A 15,786-nucleotide genomic window follows, 5' to 3' on the forward strand; every position below is an offset into this window, starting at 1 on the left:
GAAAGCATCATTTTTGAACGCCGCCTTTCTGGCGGTCTTGAACCGTTGCAGCCGCTCTAGACCCAGCGGAACACCGCTGCGGCGTAGAGAAGGGAGAGAATGGAGGCCGCCCAGACGTCGTGGCCGACGAAGCCGAGCCAGGCCAGATGAAGGAAAGCGGCGCCGAGCAGCGTGATGAACAGCCGGTCGCCCCGCGTCGTGGGCAAGGTCAGCACCCCCACGCGCGCCCGCTCGGGCCGCAGGATCCCCAGAGCCGTCATGGTCAGCAAAGCCAGAGCGATGCCGGCGAAGAACAGGGCGGTCTGCCAGGTCCACGCCATCCAGGCGAAATCCATCACACCCTCCCCAGGGCGAAGCCCTTGGCGATGTAGTTGCGGACGAACCAGATCACGAGCGCGCCCGGGATCAGCGTCAGCACGCCGGCTGCGGCCAGCACGCCCCAGTCCATGCCCGCCGCCGAGACGGTGCGGGTCATGGTGGCTGCGATCGGCTTGGCGTTGACGGAGGTGAGCGTGCGGGCGAGCAGCAATTCGACCCAGGAGAACATGAAGCAGAAGAACGCCGCCACCCCGATGCCGCTGGCGATCAGCGGGATGAAGATCTTCACGAAGAACCGCGGGAAGGAGTAGCCGTCGATCGCCGCCGTCTCGTCGATCTCGCGCGGCACGCCGGACATGAAGCCTTCCAGAATCCACACCGCCAGCGGCACGTTGAACAGGCAATGCGCCAGCGCCACGGCCCAGGGCGTGTCGAACAGCCCGATCGCCGAGTAGAGGTTGAAGAACGGAAGCGCGAACACCGCCGGCGGCGCCATCCGGTTCGACAGCAGCCAGAAGAACAGGTGCTTGTCTCCCAGGAAGCGGTAGCGCGAAAACGCATAGGCGGCGGGCAGCGCGAAGGAGATCGACAGAACGGTGTTCAGCGCCACATATTTGATGGAGTTGATGTAGCCGTTGTACCAGCTCGGATCGGTGAAGATCTTCTTGTAGTTGTCGAAGGTTAGGCCATGCGGCCACAGGGTCAGCGTCGTCGTGATCTCGGTGTTGGTCTTGAAGCTCATATTGATGAGCCAGTAGATCGGCGCCATCAGGAGCACGATGTAGAGCACGATGATGAACCGTCCGCCGCGCATCAGGCCGCTCCCTGCTTGGCGTCGGCCGACGTCATCACCGTGTAGAAGACCCAGCACACCGCCAGGATGATGAGGTTGTAGACGATCGACAGCGCCGCCGCCTTGCCGAGGTCGAACTGCCCGAGCGCCAGCTTCACCAGTTCGATGGACAGGAAGGTGGTGGAGTTGCCCGGCCCGCCTCCCGTCACCACGAAGGGCTCGGTGTAGATCATGAAGCTGTCCATAAAGCGCAGCAGCACCGCGATCAGGAGCACGCGCTGCATCTTGGGCAGCTGGATGGTGCGGAACACCGCCCAGCGCGACGCGCCGTCGATCCGGGCCGCCTGGTAATAGGCGTCGGGGATCGACTTCAGGCCGGCGTAGCACAGCAGCGCGACCAGCGACGTCCAGTGCCAGACGTCCATGGTGACGATGGTCACCCAGGCGTGCAGCGGGTTCGACACGTAGTTGTAGTCGATCCCGAGCTTGTTCACCGCCGCGCCCAGCAGGCCGATGTCGCTGCGGGCGAAGATCTGCCAGATCGTGCCGACCACGTTCCACGGGATCAGCAGCGGCAGCGCCATCAGCACCAGCGTGGCGGCCACGCGCCAGCCCGCGCGCGGCATGGAGAGCGCGATCACGATGCCGAGCGGCACCTCGATGGCCAGGATGATCGCCGAGAAGGCCAGGTTGCGCCACAGCGAGGCGAAGAACCGTCCGCCGAGATCGGTGGAGGGATCGAGCAGTTCGACGAACCAGCCGACCCCGTTCCAGAAGAATTGATTGTTCCCGAACGTGTCCTGGACCGAGTAGTTGACCACCGTCATCAGCGGGATCACGGCCGAGAAGGCCACGATCAGCATCACCGGCAGCACCAGCAGCCACGCCTTCTGGTTGACGGGCTTGATCATGCCGCGCCCCCCTCGCCGGCGACGCGGCGCCCGTCCGCGTAGATGTGGATCCTGGCCGGGTCCAGCCTCAGCACCGCCCGCTCGCCGTCGAAGCTGGCGTCCTCCGCCACCGAGGCCGCGATCGTCCTGCCGCCCAATTCGACCCTGGCGATGCGCGAGCGGCCGAGGTCGTCGATCCGGCGGATGCGCACGGCGAGGCCCTCCCCGCCCGGCTCCAGCGTGGCGAATTCCGGCCGCACGCCGAGTTCGATGCGCGCGCCGTCGGGCAGCCTGGGATAGCTGCGCGACAGCGGCGTCGCCGCGCCGTCGACATAGGCCGTCGCGCCCTCCACCCGGCAGGGCAGCACGTTCATGCCGGGCGAGCCGATGAAATGCCCGACGAAGACGTGCTCCGGCCGGTCGAAGAGCTCGTCCGGCGCGCCGGTCTGCACCACCGCGCCGTCATGCATGACCACGACCGTGTCGGCGAAGGTGAGCGCCTCCGTCTGGTCGTGGGTGACGTAGATCATGGTCAGGTCGAGCTTGCGGTGAAGCTCCTTCAGGGTCGACCGCAGCTGCCATTTCAGATGCGGGTCGATCACCGTCAGCGGCTCGTCGAACAGGATCGCGGCGACGTCGGGCCGCACCAGTCCGCGGCCAAGCGAGATCTTCTGCTTGGCGTCCGCCGTGAGGCCGCTCGCCCGCCGGTCCAGATGCGGCGTGAGGTCGAGGAGCTGGGCGATCTCCTCCACCCGCACCCGGGCCGCCCTGGCGTCGACGCCGCGGTTCTTCAGCGGGAAGGCGAGGTTCTCCCGCACCGTCATGGTGTCGTAGACCACCGGGAACTGGAACACCTGCGCGATGTTGCGCGCCTCGGTGGGCAGCCGCGTCACGTCGCGGTCGTCGAACAGGATGCGCCCGTGGGTGGGCTCGACCAGCCCGGAGATGATGTTCAGCAAGGTCGTCTTGCCGCAGCCCGAGGGCCCGAGCAGCGCATAGGCGCCGCCCTGGCGCCAGACATGGTCTATCTCCTTGAGGGCGAAGTCCTCCGGGCCGCGCGGGTTGGCCTTGTAGGAGTGGGCCAGTTTGTCGAGCGTGATGCGGGCCAAGGCGTCGTCCTCACGCGGCGAGTGCGAAATCGGCCGCGACGGTGCGGCCGGACGGATCGAACAGGAACAGGCGGCGCGGCTCCACATAGGCGGTGAGCGTGGAGCCGGGCTCCAGCCGGTGCACCCCGGGGACGAGGGCCACGAAACGGTGCCCGCCCACATCCATGTGGACGAAGCTTTCGGACCCCGTGATCTCCACCACCGAGACCGTGGCGGCCAGCGGGATGGCGTCGGCGCTGGTCCTCTCGAGGCCCAGGTGATGCGCCCTGAAGCCCAGCTCGTAGCGCCCGTCGGGAACGCCGGCGAAGGGACCCGATGTGGCGACCACCTGGCCGGTGCTGAGGGACACCATCCCGCCATGGCGGGCGCCGGTCATCAGGTTCAGCGGCGGATCGGAGAAGACCTGCGCGGTCACGAGGTCGTGCGGCCGGCGATAGACCTCCGCGGTCGGGCCGAACTGGGTCAGCCGACCCTGGAACAGCGTCGCGGTCGCCCCGCCCAGCAGCAGCGCCTCGGACGGCTCGGTCGTCGCATAGACGAAGACTGCGCCCGACTGGGCGAAAATGCGCGGCAGCTCCTCGCGCAATTCCTCCCGCAGCTTGTAGTCCAGATTGGCGAGCGGCTCGTCGAGGAGGACTAGGTCCGCGCCCTTCACCAGCGCCCGCGCGATGGCGGTGCGCTGCTGCTGGCCGCCCGAAAGCTCCAGCGGCTTGCGGTCCAGATAGGGTTCGAGCTTCAGGATCGCGGCCGCCTCGCCCACCTTGGCGCGGATCTCCGCCGCGCTCCGCCCGGCGACCCGCAGCGGCGAGGCGATGTTCTCAAACACCGTCATGGCCGGGTAGTTGATGAACTGCTGGTACACCATCGCGACGTTTCGCTTCTGGACCGGCAGTCCGGTCACGTCGCGGCCGTCGACGAGGATGCGGCCCCGGGTGGGGGCGTCGAGCCCCGCCATCAGCCGCATCAGCGAGGTCTTGCCGGCCAGGGTCGCGCCCAGCAGCACGTTCAGCGAGCCGTTCTCGAGCGTCATCGAGATGTCGTCGAGATGGGTGTCGGGACCCACGTCCTTGCCGACCGACTGGAGTTCGAGCGTCATGGCGCGGCCTGCCTTTCGGCGTCGGCCGCCTGGCTCGCCGGGGCGGGACGGCGACGATCCATGAACGCGGCCAGTTCGGCCTGCTCATCGGCCGTGAGCCGCAGGCCGAGCTTGCTGCGCCGCCAGAGCACGTCGGCCGCCGTCCGGGCGAACTCCTCGTCCATCAGGTAGCGCACCTCGCGCTCGGTCAGGTCCGCGCCGAAGACGCGGCCGAGATCAGCGAGGCTGCGCGCGTCGCCCAGGAGCCGCTCCGTGCGCGTGCCATAGGCCCGCACGAGCCTGCGGGCGAGGCCGGCCGGCAGCCAGGGCCGGCGCCGCGCCGTCTCGGCGACGAGGTCGTCAAAGCCGGTCTTGGGGAAGTCGCCGCCCGGCAGCGGCGCGCCGCCCGTCCATGAGGGCTTGGCGGCCGCCGGCAGAAGGCCGTCGAGCTTGGCCAGAGCCGCCTCGGCGAGCTTGCGATAGGTGGTGATCTTGCCGCCGAACACCGACAGCATCGGCGCGCCGTCGGGGGGCGCGTCCAGCGTCAGCACATAGTCGCGGGTGGCCTCCTGGGCCTTGGACGCCCCGTCGTCGTAGAGCGGCCTCACCCCCGAATAGGTCCACACCACGTCCTGGCGGCTCACCGGCGCCTTGAAGTACTCGCTGGCCGCCTGGCAGAGATACTCGACCTCCTGCTCGCTGGCCGCGACCGTCGAGGGGTCGCCCGAGAAGTCCTTGTCGGTCGTCCCGATCAGCGTGAAGTCCCGCTCATACGGAATGGCGAAGACGATGCGGTTGTCGGAGTTCTGGAAAATGTAGCACTGGTCGCCGTCGAAGATCTTGCGCACCACGACGTGGCTGCCCTGGACGAGCCGGACGGCGGCCGGAATGTTCGATCCGAGCGTGGCGTTGGCGACCTCCGCCACCCAGGGACCCGCGGCGTTGACCAGGGTCCGGGCGAACGTCACGGCGCTCTCGCCGTCCTGCGTCACGGTCTCGATTCGCCAGAGCCCCTCGGCTCGCCGGGCGCCGACCACCCGGGTGCGGGTGCGGATGGAGGCGCCGCGCTCGGCGGCATCCATGGCGTTCAGCGCCACGAGCCGCGCGTCCTCCACCCAGGCGTCGGAATATTCGAAACCTTTCGCGAAGATCGGCTTCAGCGGGCGTCCGGCCGGATCGCGCGTCAGGTCCAGCGTCCGGGTCGGGGGCAGCAGCTTGCGGCCGCCCAGATTGTCGTAGAGGAACAGCCCCAGCCGCAGCAGCCAGGCCGGCCGCAGGCCCGCGTGGTGAGGCAGCACGAAGCGCAGCGGCCACACGATGTGCGGGGCGATGCCCCAGACCACCTCGCGCTCCTTCAGCGCCTCCCGCACCAGACGGAACTCGTAATATTCGAGATAGCGCAGCCCGCCATGGATCAGCTTGGTCGAGGCGGACGAGGTGGCGCTGGCGAGGTCGTTCTGCTCGAAAAGCACCACGGACGCGCCGCGGCCGGCCGCGTCCCGCGCGATCCCGGCGCCGTTCACGCCGCCTCCGACGATGGCGAGATCGAACGTCTCGTCCGTCACTCAGCGTTCTCCCTGCACCATTCTGTGCGAGTCAGCCCTCGCTTGACCGCCAGACTACCAGTGTCGAGGTTGCGCGCAATCGCAAAACGAAACTTGAAACGAAATCAGTCGACCACCGCGGCGCCATGTCCCGGCGACGGCGGGCCGGTCTCGATCACCTCGATCGACTCCCGGCGGCACAATTCGCGGATCGGCTCCACCGGTACGCGGTCCGTCACGAACATGTCCACGTCGCCCAGATGGCCGATGCGCACCGGGGCCGAGCGCTCGAATTTCAGGCTGTCGGCCACCAGCAGCGTCTTGCGGGCGTTCTCCATGATGGCGCGCGACACCCGCACCTCGCGGTAGTCGTAGTCCAGGAGCACGCCTTCCGGATCGATCGCGGAGGTCCCGACCACCGCATAGTCCACCTTGAACTGTCGGATCAGGTCGATGGCCGCCGCGCCCACGACCCCGCCGTCCGACCGTCGCACCGGCCCGCCCGCCACGATCACCTCGATCTTGGGATGCGGATACAGCAGCGTGGCCACGTGAAGATTGTTTGTGATGACAAGCAGTCCGGCGTGATCCTTCAAGCAGCGCGCGACTTCCTCGGTCGTCGTGCCGATATTGATGAACAGGGACGCGTTGTTGGGAATGAGCGACGCCGCCGCGCGCCCGATGGCGGCCTTCTCGTCCCGCGCGATGAAGCGCCTCGCCTCATAGGCCAGGTTCTCGACGCTGGACGCCACCACCGCGCCCCCATGCACGCGCGACAGGATCCGCTGGTCGCAGAGCTCGTTCAGGTCCTTGCGGATGGTTTGGGGGCTGACCTCGTAGCGCAGCGCGAGGTCGTCGACGCTGACCCGCCCCTGCATGCGCGCGAGCCCGATGATCTCGCTCTGGCGAGGCGACAGGGTCTGCATCCGGTTCCCTCCGGCTTCTGTGCGACCATAGCTTCGATTTGCGCGCGTTTCAGTCAAAATCGCGCGTGAACCGCGTGTTTTCGTGCGCCGGTCGACAAGGCGTCGCCGCAGCCCCACCTTAGGGCGTCCATGACGTCAGCTCACGCCAGCTCTCCAGCCCCCGATGCGCGTCCCCCGGCCGCGGACCGTCCGCCGCCGCCGGGGACGCAGACCTGGCGCGCCCGCCTCGGCGCGCTCAGGCGGATCCCGGCCCTGTTCCGCCTCGTCTGGGAGGCGAGCCCCTCCCTCACCCTCGGCAGCATGATCCTGCGCCTCAGCCGGGCGCTCTTGCCCGTGGCGGCGCTTTACGTCGGCAAGCTGATCATCGACGAGGTCGTGCTCCAGACCCGCGCCGGCGCTCCGGGCCCCGCTTTGTCCGACTGGCTGGCGAGCGGACGCCTGGCGCGCCTGGGCCTGCTGGTCGCCGCCGAGTTCGGCCTCGCCATCGTGGCGGACGCCCTCGCCCGGGCGAGCAACCTCGTCGACAGCCTTCTCGCCGAGCTCTACAGCAACCACGCCAGCATCCGGCTGATGCGCCATGCGGCGACGCTGGACCTCGCCCAGTTCGAGAACACCGATCAGCAGGACCGGCTGGAGCGGGCCCGGCGGCAGGTCACCGGGCGCACCACCCTGCTCACCCAGCTCTTCGGCCAGGCGCAGGATCTCGTCACCGTCGCCTCGCTGGCGGCCGGGCTGATGGCCTATGAGCCGCTGCTGATCCTGATGCTGCTGGCGGCCCTCGCGCCGGCGCTGATCGGCGAGATCCACTTCAACGCGCAGGGCTACCGGCTCAACTATTTCCGCACGCCGGAGCGCCGCAAGCTGGACTATGTGCGCTATCTCGGCTCCAGCGTCGAGACCGTGAAGGAGGTCAAGCTCTTCGGCCTGAACGACTTCCTGGTCGAGCGGTTCAGGCGCTACGCCGACGCCATGTACCGGGACAACCGCCGCCTGGCGGTGCGCCGCGCCGCCTGGGGCGGCGGCCTGGCGGCCCTCGGCGCGCTCGCCTATTACGTCGCCTATGCGGTGATCGCGCTGCGGACCGTGCAGGGGCAGTTCAGCCTCGGCGACCTCACCTTCCTGGCGGGCTCCTTCCTGCGGCTGCGCACCTTGCTCGAGGGCCTGCTGCTCGGTTTTTCGCAGATCGCCGGGCAGGCGCTCTATCTGGACGACCTGTTCTCCTTCTTCGACATCCGGCCGGACATTCTCTCGCCCGCCCATGCGCTGCCCTTCCCGAGCCCGATCCGGCGGGGGGTGACCTTCGAGAATGTCGGCTTCCGCTATCCCGACACCGACCGGTGGGCCGTCCGGGGCCTGAACCTGAACCTCAAGGCTGGCGAGGTCCTGGCCCTGGTGGGCGAGAACGGCGCAGGCAAGACCACCATCGTGAAGCTGCTGGCGAGGCTCTACGACCCGACGGAAGGCCGCATCCTCCTCGAGGGCCGGGACCTGCGCGACTACGACCTGGCGGAGCTGCGCAGCCATGTCGGCGTGATCTTCCAGGACTTCGTGAGGTTCCACTTCACCGCAGGCGAGAACATCGGCATGGGCCGCATCGCCGAGGCGCAGGACCAAATCCGCGTGCGCGACGCGGCCGAGCGCAGCCTGGCCGACCAGGTCGTCGCCCGGCTGCCGCAAGGCTACGACCAGCCGCTCGGCAAGCGCTTCAGCGACGGCTACGACCTCTCCGGCGGCGAATGGCAAAAGATCGCGATCGCCCGCGCCTATATGAGGGACGCCGACATCCTGATCCTGGACGAGCCCACCGCGGCGCTCGACGCGCGCGCCGAATTCGAGGTCTTCCAGCGCTTCGGCGACCTCAGCCGCGGGCGGACGGCGGTGCTGATCTCGCACCGCTTCTCCACCGTCCGGATGGCCGACCGCATCGTCGTGGTGGAGGGCGGCCGGGTCGTCGAGGAAGGCTCGCATGACGACCTCGTCCGCGCCCAGGGCCGCTACGCCGAACTCTTCGAGCTGCAGGCGGCCGGCTACCGCTGAGGCCTCAGATCGAGAGCGCCACGCCGAGGCGGCGGGCCGAGCCGGCGATATGGCGCCGCATCGCCGCCATCGCGCCCGCGGGGTCGCCGCTCGCCAGCGCCATCACGATCGCCCGGTGCTCCGCCACGGTGTCGGCCAGCGTAGCGCGCCCGGCCATCGGGGCGCGCTGCGTCTCCTCCATGGCGGCGCGGGCGGAGCGGTACATGCCCGCCAGCAGCGGGTTGCGCGCCGCCTCCATGATGGCGTCGTGGAACGCCGAATCGCAGGCCGCCATGGCGACGAGGTCCGAACGGCTCATCGCCTCGGTCATGTCCTCCACCAGCGCGGCGACATGCGCCAGTTGCTCCTGCTCGATCCGCTCGGCCGCCAGCGCGGCCGCAGAGCCCTCCAGGGCGAGCCTCGCCTCGTAGACGTCGCGCGCCGATCCGGCGTCCAGGACTCGGCCGCGGGGACCGCCCGACGCCGGATGGGCGACGAAGACGCCCAGTCCGGGCCTGATGTCGATCAGCCCCAGCGTCTCCAGCACGGACAGCGCCTCCCGCAGCGAGGCGCGGCTGACCCCCATGCTCTCCGACAGCCCGCGCTGGGCGGGCAGCCGGTCGCCGGGCCGCAGCGTGCCGTCCACGATCTGCTGCTGGATCCTGGCCGCGACGTCATGGGGCGTCTTGCTGGAGCTCCGCCGCTGATGGGGCACGAACGCATCCAACACGCGCGGGTCCTCCTGTGCACGGCGCGAAGGCGGACTGCGCTCCGGGGAGGCGCCGCCTGACGCGTCTATCGGCTTGACCGGACCGGTCCGGGGCCATCACTATGCACTGGTCAGACCGGCCAGACCAGTGCCGGCGAGAGGGGAGACTTTCACATGCGCCACGCCACGCTGGGGCACGCCTGGAAAACCGCAACCGTCGCCATCGCGATCGCCCTGGGGCTGGCGGGATCGGCGAACGCCCAGTCCACGCTCAAGGTGGGCGCGAATATCGGCAACGTACCGTGGGAGTTCCAGGACGCGCAGGGCAAGTCCGTCGGCTTCGAGATCGACCTCGTGAACGAGGTCGCCAAGCGCAACGGCATGACGGCCGAAATCGTCAACATCCCCTTCCAGGGCCTGTTCGCGGCCGTGCAGTCCGGCCAGATCGACGCGGCGGTCTCGTCCATCACCATCACCAAGAAGCGCCTGGAGAGCGTGGCCTTCGCCCAGCCTTACTACGACAGCGACCAGTCGCTGACCGTCACGAAGGCGTCGGGCGTCAAGAACGTGGCCGGCCTCGCGGGCAAGGTCATCGGCGTCGACACGGGCTCGACCGGCGACATGTGGGCGACGCAGAACCAGGCGACCACCAAGGTCAAGGAGATCCGCCGCTACGAGGGTCTCAACCCGGCCATGCTGGACCTCGCGGCCGGCCGCATCGACGGCTATGTCTCCGACATCCCGGCGCTGCTCTACTACATCAAGGACAAGCCGCAATTCGCCGTCGTCGAACGGATCAAGACCACCGAGCAATACTCGGTGATGACCGCCAAGAACTCGCCCTTCCTGCCCAAGATCAACGACGCGATCACGGCCATGAAGAAGGACGGCTCGCTCGCCGCGATCCACAAGAAGTGGTTCGGAACCGACCCGGATGTCGGCATGGCCACCGCCACCGTGCTCGAGATCCCCAAGCTCTGATTGAACCGACGCGGGCCGGGGCGGGCCTTGCGCCCTCCCCCGGCCGCCAGGACCCGGCATGGACATTTTCGAGACGTTCCTGAACGGCCGCGTCTTCCTGGAGACGCTGCCGCTGATCCTGTCGGGCCTGAGCACCACGCTGCTGCTCGGCGTCAGCAGCATCGTGGCCGGCTTCCTGCTCGGGCTCGCGCTGGCGCTGGTGCGCCTCTACGCCGCGACGCCGTGGCGCCTGCTGGCCATCGGCTATATCGACCTCTTCCGGGCGATCCCGATCCTGGTGCTGCTGATCGTCATCTACTACGCCCTGCCCTTCGCCGGGCTGCGGCTGGCGGCCTTCACCTCGGCGATGACCGCGATCTCCATGGTGGCGGCCGCCTACAGCGCCGAGATCTTCCGCGCCGGCATCGAGGCGGTGCCCTCCGGGCAGTTCGAGGCGGCGCGCGCGCTGGGGCTCCCGCCCTGGCTGGTGATGTCCAAGGTCGTGCTGCCCCAGGCGCTGCGCATCGTCGTGCCGCCGATGACGTCCAACGCCATCAACGTCCTGAAGGACACCGCGCTCGCCTCGGTGGTGGCCATGCCGGACCTCTTGAAGCAGGCGACGCAGGCCCAGGCGCTGGCCGCCAACCCGACGCCCCTGATGGCCGCCGCCGGCATCTATATCCTCATTCTGCTGCCCCTTGTGCGCCTCGTCGGCCACATGGAGAAGAGCTGGGCCATCGGCCGGCGCTGATCCGGCGCCGTCCTCGCCGCCCCACCCTGCACCACGGACCCCCGCCATGAGCCCAGACACCTCGCCTCCGACGCTCGACCTCGACTTCGTCCGCTCGCAGTTCCCCGCGCTGGCGCTCGGCGACTGGGCCTATATGGACAACGCCGGCGGGTCGCTCGTGCTCAAGGGCGTGGCGGACCGCATCTCCGATTACCTGCTCACCACCAGCGTCCAGCATGGCGCGAGCTACGAGGCCTCCGTCCACGCCACGGAGCGGCTGGCCCAGGCCCGCGCCCGCATCGCCACCCTAATCGGCGCGGAGCGGGCCGACGAGGTCGTGCTCGGGCCGTCGACGACGCAACTCATGCGCAATCTCTGCGCCGCGATGGCGAGCCAGTTCCAGGCCGGGGACGAGGTGATCGTCACCGATTTCGACCACGAGTCGAATATCGGTCCCTGGCTGCAGCTGAAGGAGCGCGGGGTCGTCTTCCGCACCTGGGCGATCGACCCCGGCAGCTTCGAGATCGACCTCGGCCAGCTCGATGCGCTCCTGAACGCGCGCACGAAGCTCGTCTGCGTCACGCACGCCTCCAACATCCTGGGCGCCATCAACCCCATCGCGGAGATCGCCGCCCGCGTCCATGCGGCGGGCGCGCAGCTCTGCGTCGACGCGGTCGCCTATGCGCCGCATCGCGCCGTCGACGTCGTTGCGTCCGGGGCGGACTACTACGTCTTCTCGTTTTACAAGGTCTATGGGCCCCACTTCGCCGTGATGTGGGGACGCCATGAGCAGCTGCTGGAGCTCGACGGGCTCTATCACTGGTTCTACGGCAAGGACAAAGTGCCCGGGAAGCTGGAGCCCGGTAACACGAATTACGAGCTCGCCTGGGGCTGCGTCGGCATCGTCGACTACCTGGAGAAGCTGGGCGGGGGTGAGGGCCGGCCCGCCGTGGTCCGCGCCTTCGACGCCATCGCCCGGCACGAGGAGGCCCTGGCCGAGCGCCTTCTATCGTGGCTCCGGGCCCGCAACGACATCCGCATCGTGGGTCCCCGCACGTCCGATCGCGCCGTGCGCGCGCCGACCATCTCCTTCAAGGCGACGGGCCGGGATTCGGCCGAGGTGGTCAGGGCGGTCGATCCGCACAAGGTCGGCATCCGCTTCGGCGATTTCCACTCGCGCAGGCTGGTGGAGAATCTCGGGCTGGCGGAAGGCTCCGGCGTGATCCGGGCGTCCCTGGTGCACTACAACACGCTGGACGAAGTCGACCGGCTGATCGGCGCGCTGGACCAGGCGCTGGCCTGACCGGGAGCCGCCATCCTCCCCGGGGCGTCCCGCCCCCTGACGTGGAGCCTTCGATGCCCGCTTACGACCTCGCCATCCGCGGCGGAACCGTCGTCACCGCCGCCGACGTCACCCGCTGCGACATCGGAGTGCGCAACGGCCGCATCGCCATCCTGGCCGAGGCCGTGACGGACGCCGCCCGGACGATCGACGCGACCGGGCTGCTGGTGATGCCGGGCGGCATCGACAGCCACGTCCATCTCGCCCAGCCGTCGGGCGAGGCCGTGATGGCCGACGGCTTCGAGACAGGCTCCGCGTCGGCGGCCGCAGGCGGCAACACCACCCTGATCCCCTTCGCGGTGCAACCCAGGGGCGCTTCGCTGCGCGAGAGCGTCGTCAACTATCACCGCGAGGCGCAGGGCAAGTCCCACGTGGACTATGGCATCCACCTCATCATCACCGATCCGTCGCCCTCCGTGCTCGGCCAGGAGCTGCCGGCGCTGGTCGCGGACGGCTACACCTCGTTCAAGGTCTTCATGACCTATGACGACATGGTCCTGAACGACCGCCAGCTGCTGCAGGTCTTCGAAGTCGCCCGGCGCGAGAAGGCGCTGGTGATGGTCCATTGCGAGGGCTACGACGCCATCAAGTTCATGACCGAGCGCCTGGAGGCGGCGGGCAAGACAGCGCCCTATTATCACGCGGCGTCGCGCCCCGAGAGCGTCGAGCGCGAGGCGGCGCACCGGGCGATCTCCCACGCCGAGCTGCTCGACGTGCCGATCATGATCGTGCACGTCTCCGGCCGGCAGGCGATGGAGCAGATCCGCTGGGCCCAGCAGCGCGGGCTCAAGGTCTATGGGGAGACCTGCACCCAATACATCTCGCTCACGGCCGACGACCTGAAGGGCGTCGACATGGACGAGACCGGCGGCAAATATGTCTGCTCTCCGCCGCCCCGCGACGAGGCCAGCTGGGAGGCGATCTGGGAAGGCATTACGACGGGCGTCTTCCAGACCTTTTCGTCGGACCATTGCCCCTACAAATATGACAGCCCGCAGGGCAAGCTGTCCGCCAAGGGGCGCTCCTCCTTCCGCTGGGTTCCGAACGGCATCCCGGGCGTCGAGGTGCGGCTGCCGATCCTGTTCTCGGAAGGCGTCGTGAAGGGGCGCATCACCCTGGAGCAGTTCGTCGCCCTCACCTCCACCAACCACGCCAAGATGTACGGGCTCTACCCCCGCAAGGGCTCGCTCGCGGTCGGGGCCGACGCCGACATCGTGCTCTGGGATCCCGCCCGAAAGGTCACCATCTCGCAGGAGCTGATGCACCACGGCGCTGACTACACGCCCTGGGAGGGCTATGCGGTGACCGGCTGGCCGGTGAAGACGCTGCTGCGCGGCGAAGTCGTCTTCGACGACGGCAAGGTCGTCGGCGCGGTCGGGCGCGGCGAATTCCTGAAGCGGGACATCTCTCCCTATGCGGCGCCCCGGCTGGGCTGACCCGCCCGGACGCGAGGCAGCGGCACGCGCGTTGCCTCGCTCCCGCCACAGCCGTTGTGGACGTCCCGATCCGGGACGTCGGCCGGAGGACGATCCATGCCCGCCTTCGACGAAATGGACGACGAGGCGCTGACCACCTGGCTGGTCGAAGCCCTGATGGAGGCCCAGCGCCGGGGCCTGACCACCGTCATGATGGCCGAGCCCGTCACCGCCGAGGCCTTGGCGAAGGCGGTCGAGGCCGAGATCGAGGCGACCGCGCCCACGAGCTCCGCGGTGCACTGAGCCGCGCCGGACGCCCGGCGAAGCGGAGCTTCAGGCCGCCGCGGCCAGGAAGTCCCGCACGGCCGCGATGAAGGCCTCAGGCTGCTCGAGCGGCGGGCAATGGCCGCAGCCTGGCAGCTCGACATAGGTCGCGCCCGGGACGCCGTCGGCGATCTGCCGGCACAGGGCCGGCGGCGTGGCGGCGTCGAGTTCGCCGCAGACCACCAGGGTCGGAACCTGGATCCGGCCGAGCTCCGGCACGAGATCGGTTCCCATCAGCGTCCTGCAGGCCGCCACGAAGGCGGCCGGCTGCATCGCCAGCAGGACGGCGCGGCGCTCGTCCACCGCTTCGGGGTGCTGCGCCAGATAGGCCGGGTGGAAGACCCGGTTGGCCGAGATGGTCGCCACCGAGGCGATCCCCTCCGTCGTCACCTTCTCGGCCATGATCCGGAAGGCGTCCGCGCCGGCGGGCGGGAAGCCGGCGGCCGCGTCCGACAGCACCATGCGGCCGACCAGGGAGGGGTGGCGCAGCACCATCGCCAGCGCCACGGTGCCGCCGAAGCCGTTGGCCAGCACGGTCGCGCCCGGCGCGATGCCCGCGCCCTCGAACACGGTCGCGACATGGTCCGCATAGGCGTCGATTCCCGGCTCGATGACCCGCGAGCCATGGAAGCCCGGCAGGTTCACGAGCGTGACCCTGAAGCGCTCGGCCAGCCACGGCAGCACGGCGTCGAAGGCCGCCCGATCCGCCAGGAGGGAGTGGATGACGAGCAGGTCCGGGCCCGCCCCGGTCTGCGCGGCCGTCAGGCCGGATCCGCTGATCTCGATCGTTCTGACGTCCATCATCGTCCTCTTTGCTCCTAGCATGATATTTCACCGGCCTGGGCCGCGCGCTCCCAAACGCCAGGCCGATGCTGGCGAATTCAATCCAGGAACGTCCCGGTCAATTCCGATCCGCCCCTTGTGCGAGCCGAATTCGCTTGTATGATATTCCACATGTCGACGCAAACGCAGTCCCTGATGCGCGATGAGGTGCACCGCGAGCTGCGGCGGCAGATCCTCGATTGCACCATCGCGCCCGGCGCGGAGCTGCGCGAAGGCGAGTTGGCCGACCGCTTCAGCGTCTCCAAATCGCCCATCCGCGACGCCCTCCTGCGGCTCGAGACCGAGCGCCTCGTGGTCGTGCATCCGCGCAAGGGCTACCAGGCCGCGGCCATCTCGCTCTCCGACGCCGCGGACCTGTTCGACCTGCGCGCCGTCCTGGAGCCGGCCTGCGCCCGCGACGCGGTCGGCCGCGCGACCGACGAGTCCCTCGCCAGGCTGGACGCCTACCGCTCGCTGGAGCGCTATGCGGGACTTCCCGGGAACGACCCCGCCCCATCCTTCGTGGTCTACAATCGCGACCTGCACATCGCGATCGCCGCCCTGTCGGCGAATCGCCGTCTGCGCGACGCGACCGTGGACCTCATCGAGCAGTTCGACCGGCTCGTGATCGTCAGCGTCAACCAGTCCTCGCCCGAGGGGCGCGAGAGGCTGATCGCCGAGCACGGCGCGATCATCGACGCCCTGCAGGCGCGCGACGGCCGCGCCGCCGGACGCCTCCTCGCCGATCACGTGGCCCGGGCGCGCAAGCGCGTCCTGGCCGCCCTCTCCCGCCTCGCCGTCGTTCCTTAGGCG

Annotated in this window: 16 protein-coding genes; 7 read left to right on the top strand and 9 right to left on the bottom strand. The window is 69.1% G+C overall.

All coding sequences use genetic code 11. From position 1 onward, the window contains the following. Nucleotides 1–56 precede the first annotated feature (56 nt). From ABEG18_RS14390 to ABEG18_RS14420, 7 genes are all read right to left on the bottom strand, one after another. Nucleotides 57–335: a DUF2160 domain-containing protein gene (locus ABEG18_RS14390; RefSeq protein WP_406853740.1), complete on the bottom strand. Its 279-nt coding sequence runs from the start codon at nucleotides 333–335 to the stop codon at nucleotides 57–59. Continuing rightward, nucleotides 335–1,132, bottom strand: a complete 798-nt coding sequence (locus ABEG18_RS14395) for a carbohydrate ABC transporter permease (RefSeq protein WP_406853741.1) — start codon at nucleotides 1,130–1,132, stop codon at nucleotides 335–337. Before ABEG18_RS14395 ends, ABEG18_RS14390 begins: the two co-directional genes overlap by 1 nt. Beyond that, nucleotides 1,132–2,022, bottom strand: coding sequence for a carbohydrate ABC transporter permease (locus ABEG18_RS14400; RefSeq protein ID WP_406853742.1), 891 nt, complete (start codon nucleotides 2,020–2,022; stop codon nucleotides 1,132–1,134). Before ABEG18_RS14400 ends, ABEG18_RS14395 begins: the two co-directional genes overlap by 1 nt. After that, on the bottom strand, nucleotides 2,019–3,110 hold the full coding sequence (locus tag ABEG18_RS14405) for an ABC transporter ATP-binding protein (RefSeq protein ID WP_406853743.1): 1,092 nt from the start codon (nucleotides 3,108–3,110) through the stop codon (nucleotides 2,019–2,021). Before ABEG18_RS14405 ends, ABEG18_RS14400 begins: the two co-directional genes overlap by 4 nt. 10 nt (nucleotides 3,111–3,120) lie before the next feature. Further along, nucleotides 3,121–4,206, bottom strand: coding sequence for an ABC transporter ATP-binding protein (locus ABEG18_RS14410; protein WP_406853744.1), 1,086 nt, complete (start codon nucleotides 4,204–4,206; stop codon nucleotides 3,121–3,123). Continuing rightward, on the bottom strand, nucleotides 4,203–5,750 hold the full coding sequence (gene glpD / locus ABEG18_RS14415) for a glycerol-3-phosphate dehydrogenase (RefSeq protein ID WP_406853745.1): 1,548 nt from the start codon (nucleotides 5,748–5,750) through the stop codon (nucleotides 4,203–4,205). Before glpD ends, ABEG18_RS14410 begins: the two co-directional genes overlap by 4 nt. Before the next feature lie 104 nt (nucleotides 5,751–5,854). Next, nucleotides 5,855–6,655, bottom strand: coding sequence for a DeoR/GlpR family DNA-binding transcription regulator (locus ABEG18_RS14420; protein ID WP_406853746.1), 801 nt, complete (start codon nucleotides 6,653–6,655; stop codon nucleotides 5,855–5,857). Nucleotides 6,656–6,784: 129 nt separating this feature from the next. On the opposite strand from ABEG18_RS14420, the gene ABEG18_RS14425 reads away from it, so the two are divergent. Beyond that, a complete protein-coding gene (locus ABEG18_RS14425; protein WP_406853747.1) occupies nucleotides 6,785–8,692 on the top strand; it encodes an ABC transporter ATP-binding protein in 1,908 nt (635 codons plus the stop codon). A gap of 4 nt (nucleotides 8,693–8,696) precedes the next feature. Here the strand turns inward: ABEG18_RS14425 and ABEG18_RS14430 are convergent, their stop codons facing one another. Beyond that, on the bottom strand, nucleotides 8,697–9,386 hold the full coding sequence (locus ABEG18_RS14430; protein WP_406853748.1) for a FadR/GntR family transcriptional regulator: 690 nt from the start codon (nucleotides 9,384–9,386) through the stop codon (nucleotides 8,697–8,699). 168 nt (nucleotides 9,387–9,554) lie between these two features. Here ABEG18_RS14430 and ABEG18_RS14435 point away from each other — a divergent pair, with 168 nt between their 5' ends. From ABEG18_RS14435 to ABEG18_RS14455, 5 genes are all read left to right on the top strand, one after another. Continuing rightward, nucleotides 9,555–10,361: a transporter substrate-binding domain-containing protein gene (locus ABEG18_RS14435; protein ID WP_406853749.1), complete on the top strand. Its 807-nt coding sequence runs from the start codon at nucleotides 9,555–9,557 to the stop codon at nucleotides 10,359–10,361. Nucleotides 10,362–10,419: 58 nt separating this feature from the next. Further along, nucleotides 10,420–11,091 carry an amino acid ABC transporter permease gene (locus ABEG18_RS14440; protein WP_406853750.1) on the top strand — a complete coding sequence of 224 codons (672 nt, stop codon included), beginning with the start codon at nucleotides 10,420–10,422 and terminating at the stop codon, nucleotides 11,089–11,091. Between the two features lie 46 nt (nucleotides 11,092–11,137). Beyond that, the gene (locus tag ABEG18_RS14445; RefSeq protein WP_406853751.1) at nucleotides 11,138–12,373 is read left to right on the top strand and encodes a cysteine desulfurase-like protein; all 1,236 of its coding nucleotides are present in this window, start codon (nucleotides 11,138–11,140) and stop codon (nucleotides 12,371–12,373) included. Between the two features lie 53 nt (nucleotides 12,374–12,426). After that, on the top strand, nucleotides 12,427–13,848 hold the full coding sequence (hydA, locus tag ABEG18_RS14450) for a dihydropyrimidinase (RefSeq protein ID WP_406853752.1): 1,422 nt from the start codon (nucleotides 12,427–12,429) through the stop codon (nucleotides 13,846–13,848). 96 nt (nucleotides 13,849–13,944) lie between these two features. Beyond that, entirely contained in the window at nucleotides 13,945–14,130 is a 186-nt protein-coding gene (locus ABEG18_RS14455) for a hypothetical protein (RefSeq protein ID WP_406853753.1), read from the top strand. Between the two features lie 30 nt (nucleotides 14,131–14,160). Here the strand turns inward: ABEG18_RS14455 and ABEG18_RS14460 are convergent, their stop codons facing one another. Then, nucleotides 14,161–14,955: an alpha/beta fold hydrolase gene (locus tag ABEG18_RS14460; protein WP_406853754.1), complete on the bottom strand. Its 795-nt coding sequence runs from the start codon at nucleotides 14,953–14,955 to the stop codon at nucleotides 14,161–14,163. 150 nt (nucleotides 14,956–15,105) lie between these two features. On the opposite strand from ABEG18_RS14460, the gene ABEG18_RS14465 reads away from it, so the two are divergent. After that, complete coding sequence (locus ABEG18_RS14465; protein WP_406853755.1) at nucleotides 15,106–15,783, top strand: GntR family transcriptional regulator; 678 nt, start codon at nucleotides 15,106–15,108, stop codon at nucleotides 15,781–15,783. The last annotated feature ends 3 nt before the right edge of the window (nucleotides 15,784–15,786 follow it).

Origin of the sequence: Alsobacter sp. KACC 23698, assembly GCF_045348435.1 — a bacterium.
In the GTDB taxonomy this organism is placed as follows: domain Bacteria; phylum Pseudomonadota; class Alphaproteobacteria; order Rhizobiales; family Beijerinckiaceae; genus Alsobacter.

Coding starts and splice junctions, on each gene's coding strand:
- ABEG18_RS14425 (WP_406853747.1), top strand. CDS start 6,785: ATGACGTCAGCTCACGCCAGCTCTCCAGCCCCCGATGCGCGTCCCCCG.
- ABEG18_RS14445 (WP_406853751.1), top strand. CDS start 11,138: ATGAGCCCAGACACCTCGCCTCCGACGCTCGACCTCGACTTCGTCCGC.
- ABEG18_RS14465 (WP_406853755.1), top strand. CDS start 15,106: ATGTCGACGCAAACGCAGTCCCTGATGCGCGATGAGGTGCACCGCGAG.
- ABEG18_RS14440 (WP_406853750.1), top strand. CDS start 10,420: ATGGACATTTTCGAGACGTTCCTGAACGGCCGCGTCTTCCTGGAGACG.
- ABEG18_RS14410 (WP_406853744.1), bottom strand. CDS start 4,206: ATGACGCTCGAACTCCAGTCGGTCGGCAAGGACGTGGGTCCCGACACC.
- ABEG18_RS14455 (WP_406853753.1), top strand. CDS start 13,945: ATGCCCGCCTTCGACGAAATGGACGACGAGGCGCTGACCACCTGGCTG.
- ABEG18_RS14400 (WP_406853742.1), bottom strand. CDS start 2,022: ATGATCAAGCCCGTCAACCAGAAGGCGTGGCTGCTGGTGCTGCCGGTG.
- ABEG18_RS14435 (WP_406853749.1), top strand. CDS start 9,555: ATGCGCCACGCCACGCTGGGGCACGCCTGGAAAACCGCAACCGTCGCC.
- hydA (WP_406853752.1), top strand. CDS start 12,427: ATGCCCGCTTACGACCTCGCCATCCGCGGCGGAACCGTCGTCACCGCC.
- ABEG18_RS14420 (WP_406853746.1), bottom strand. CDS start 6,655: ATGCAGACCCTGTCGCCTCGCCAGAGCGAGATCATCGGGCTCGCGCGC.
- ABEG18_RS14460 (WP_406853754.1), bottom strand. CDS start 14,955: ATGATGGACGTCAGAACGATCGAGATCAGCGGATCCGGCCTGACGGCC.
- ABEG18_RS14390 (WP_406853740.1), bottom strand. CDS start 335: ATGGATTTCGCCTGGATGGCGTGGACCTGGCAGACCGCCCTGTTCTTC.
- ABEG18_RS14395 (WP_406853741.1), bottom strand. CDS start 1,132: ATGCGCGGCGGACGGTTCATCATCGTGCTCTACATCGTGCTCCTGATG.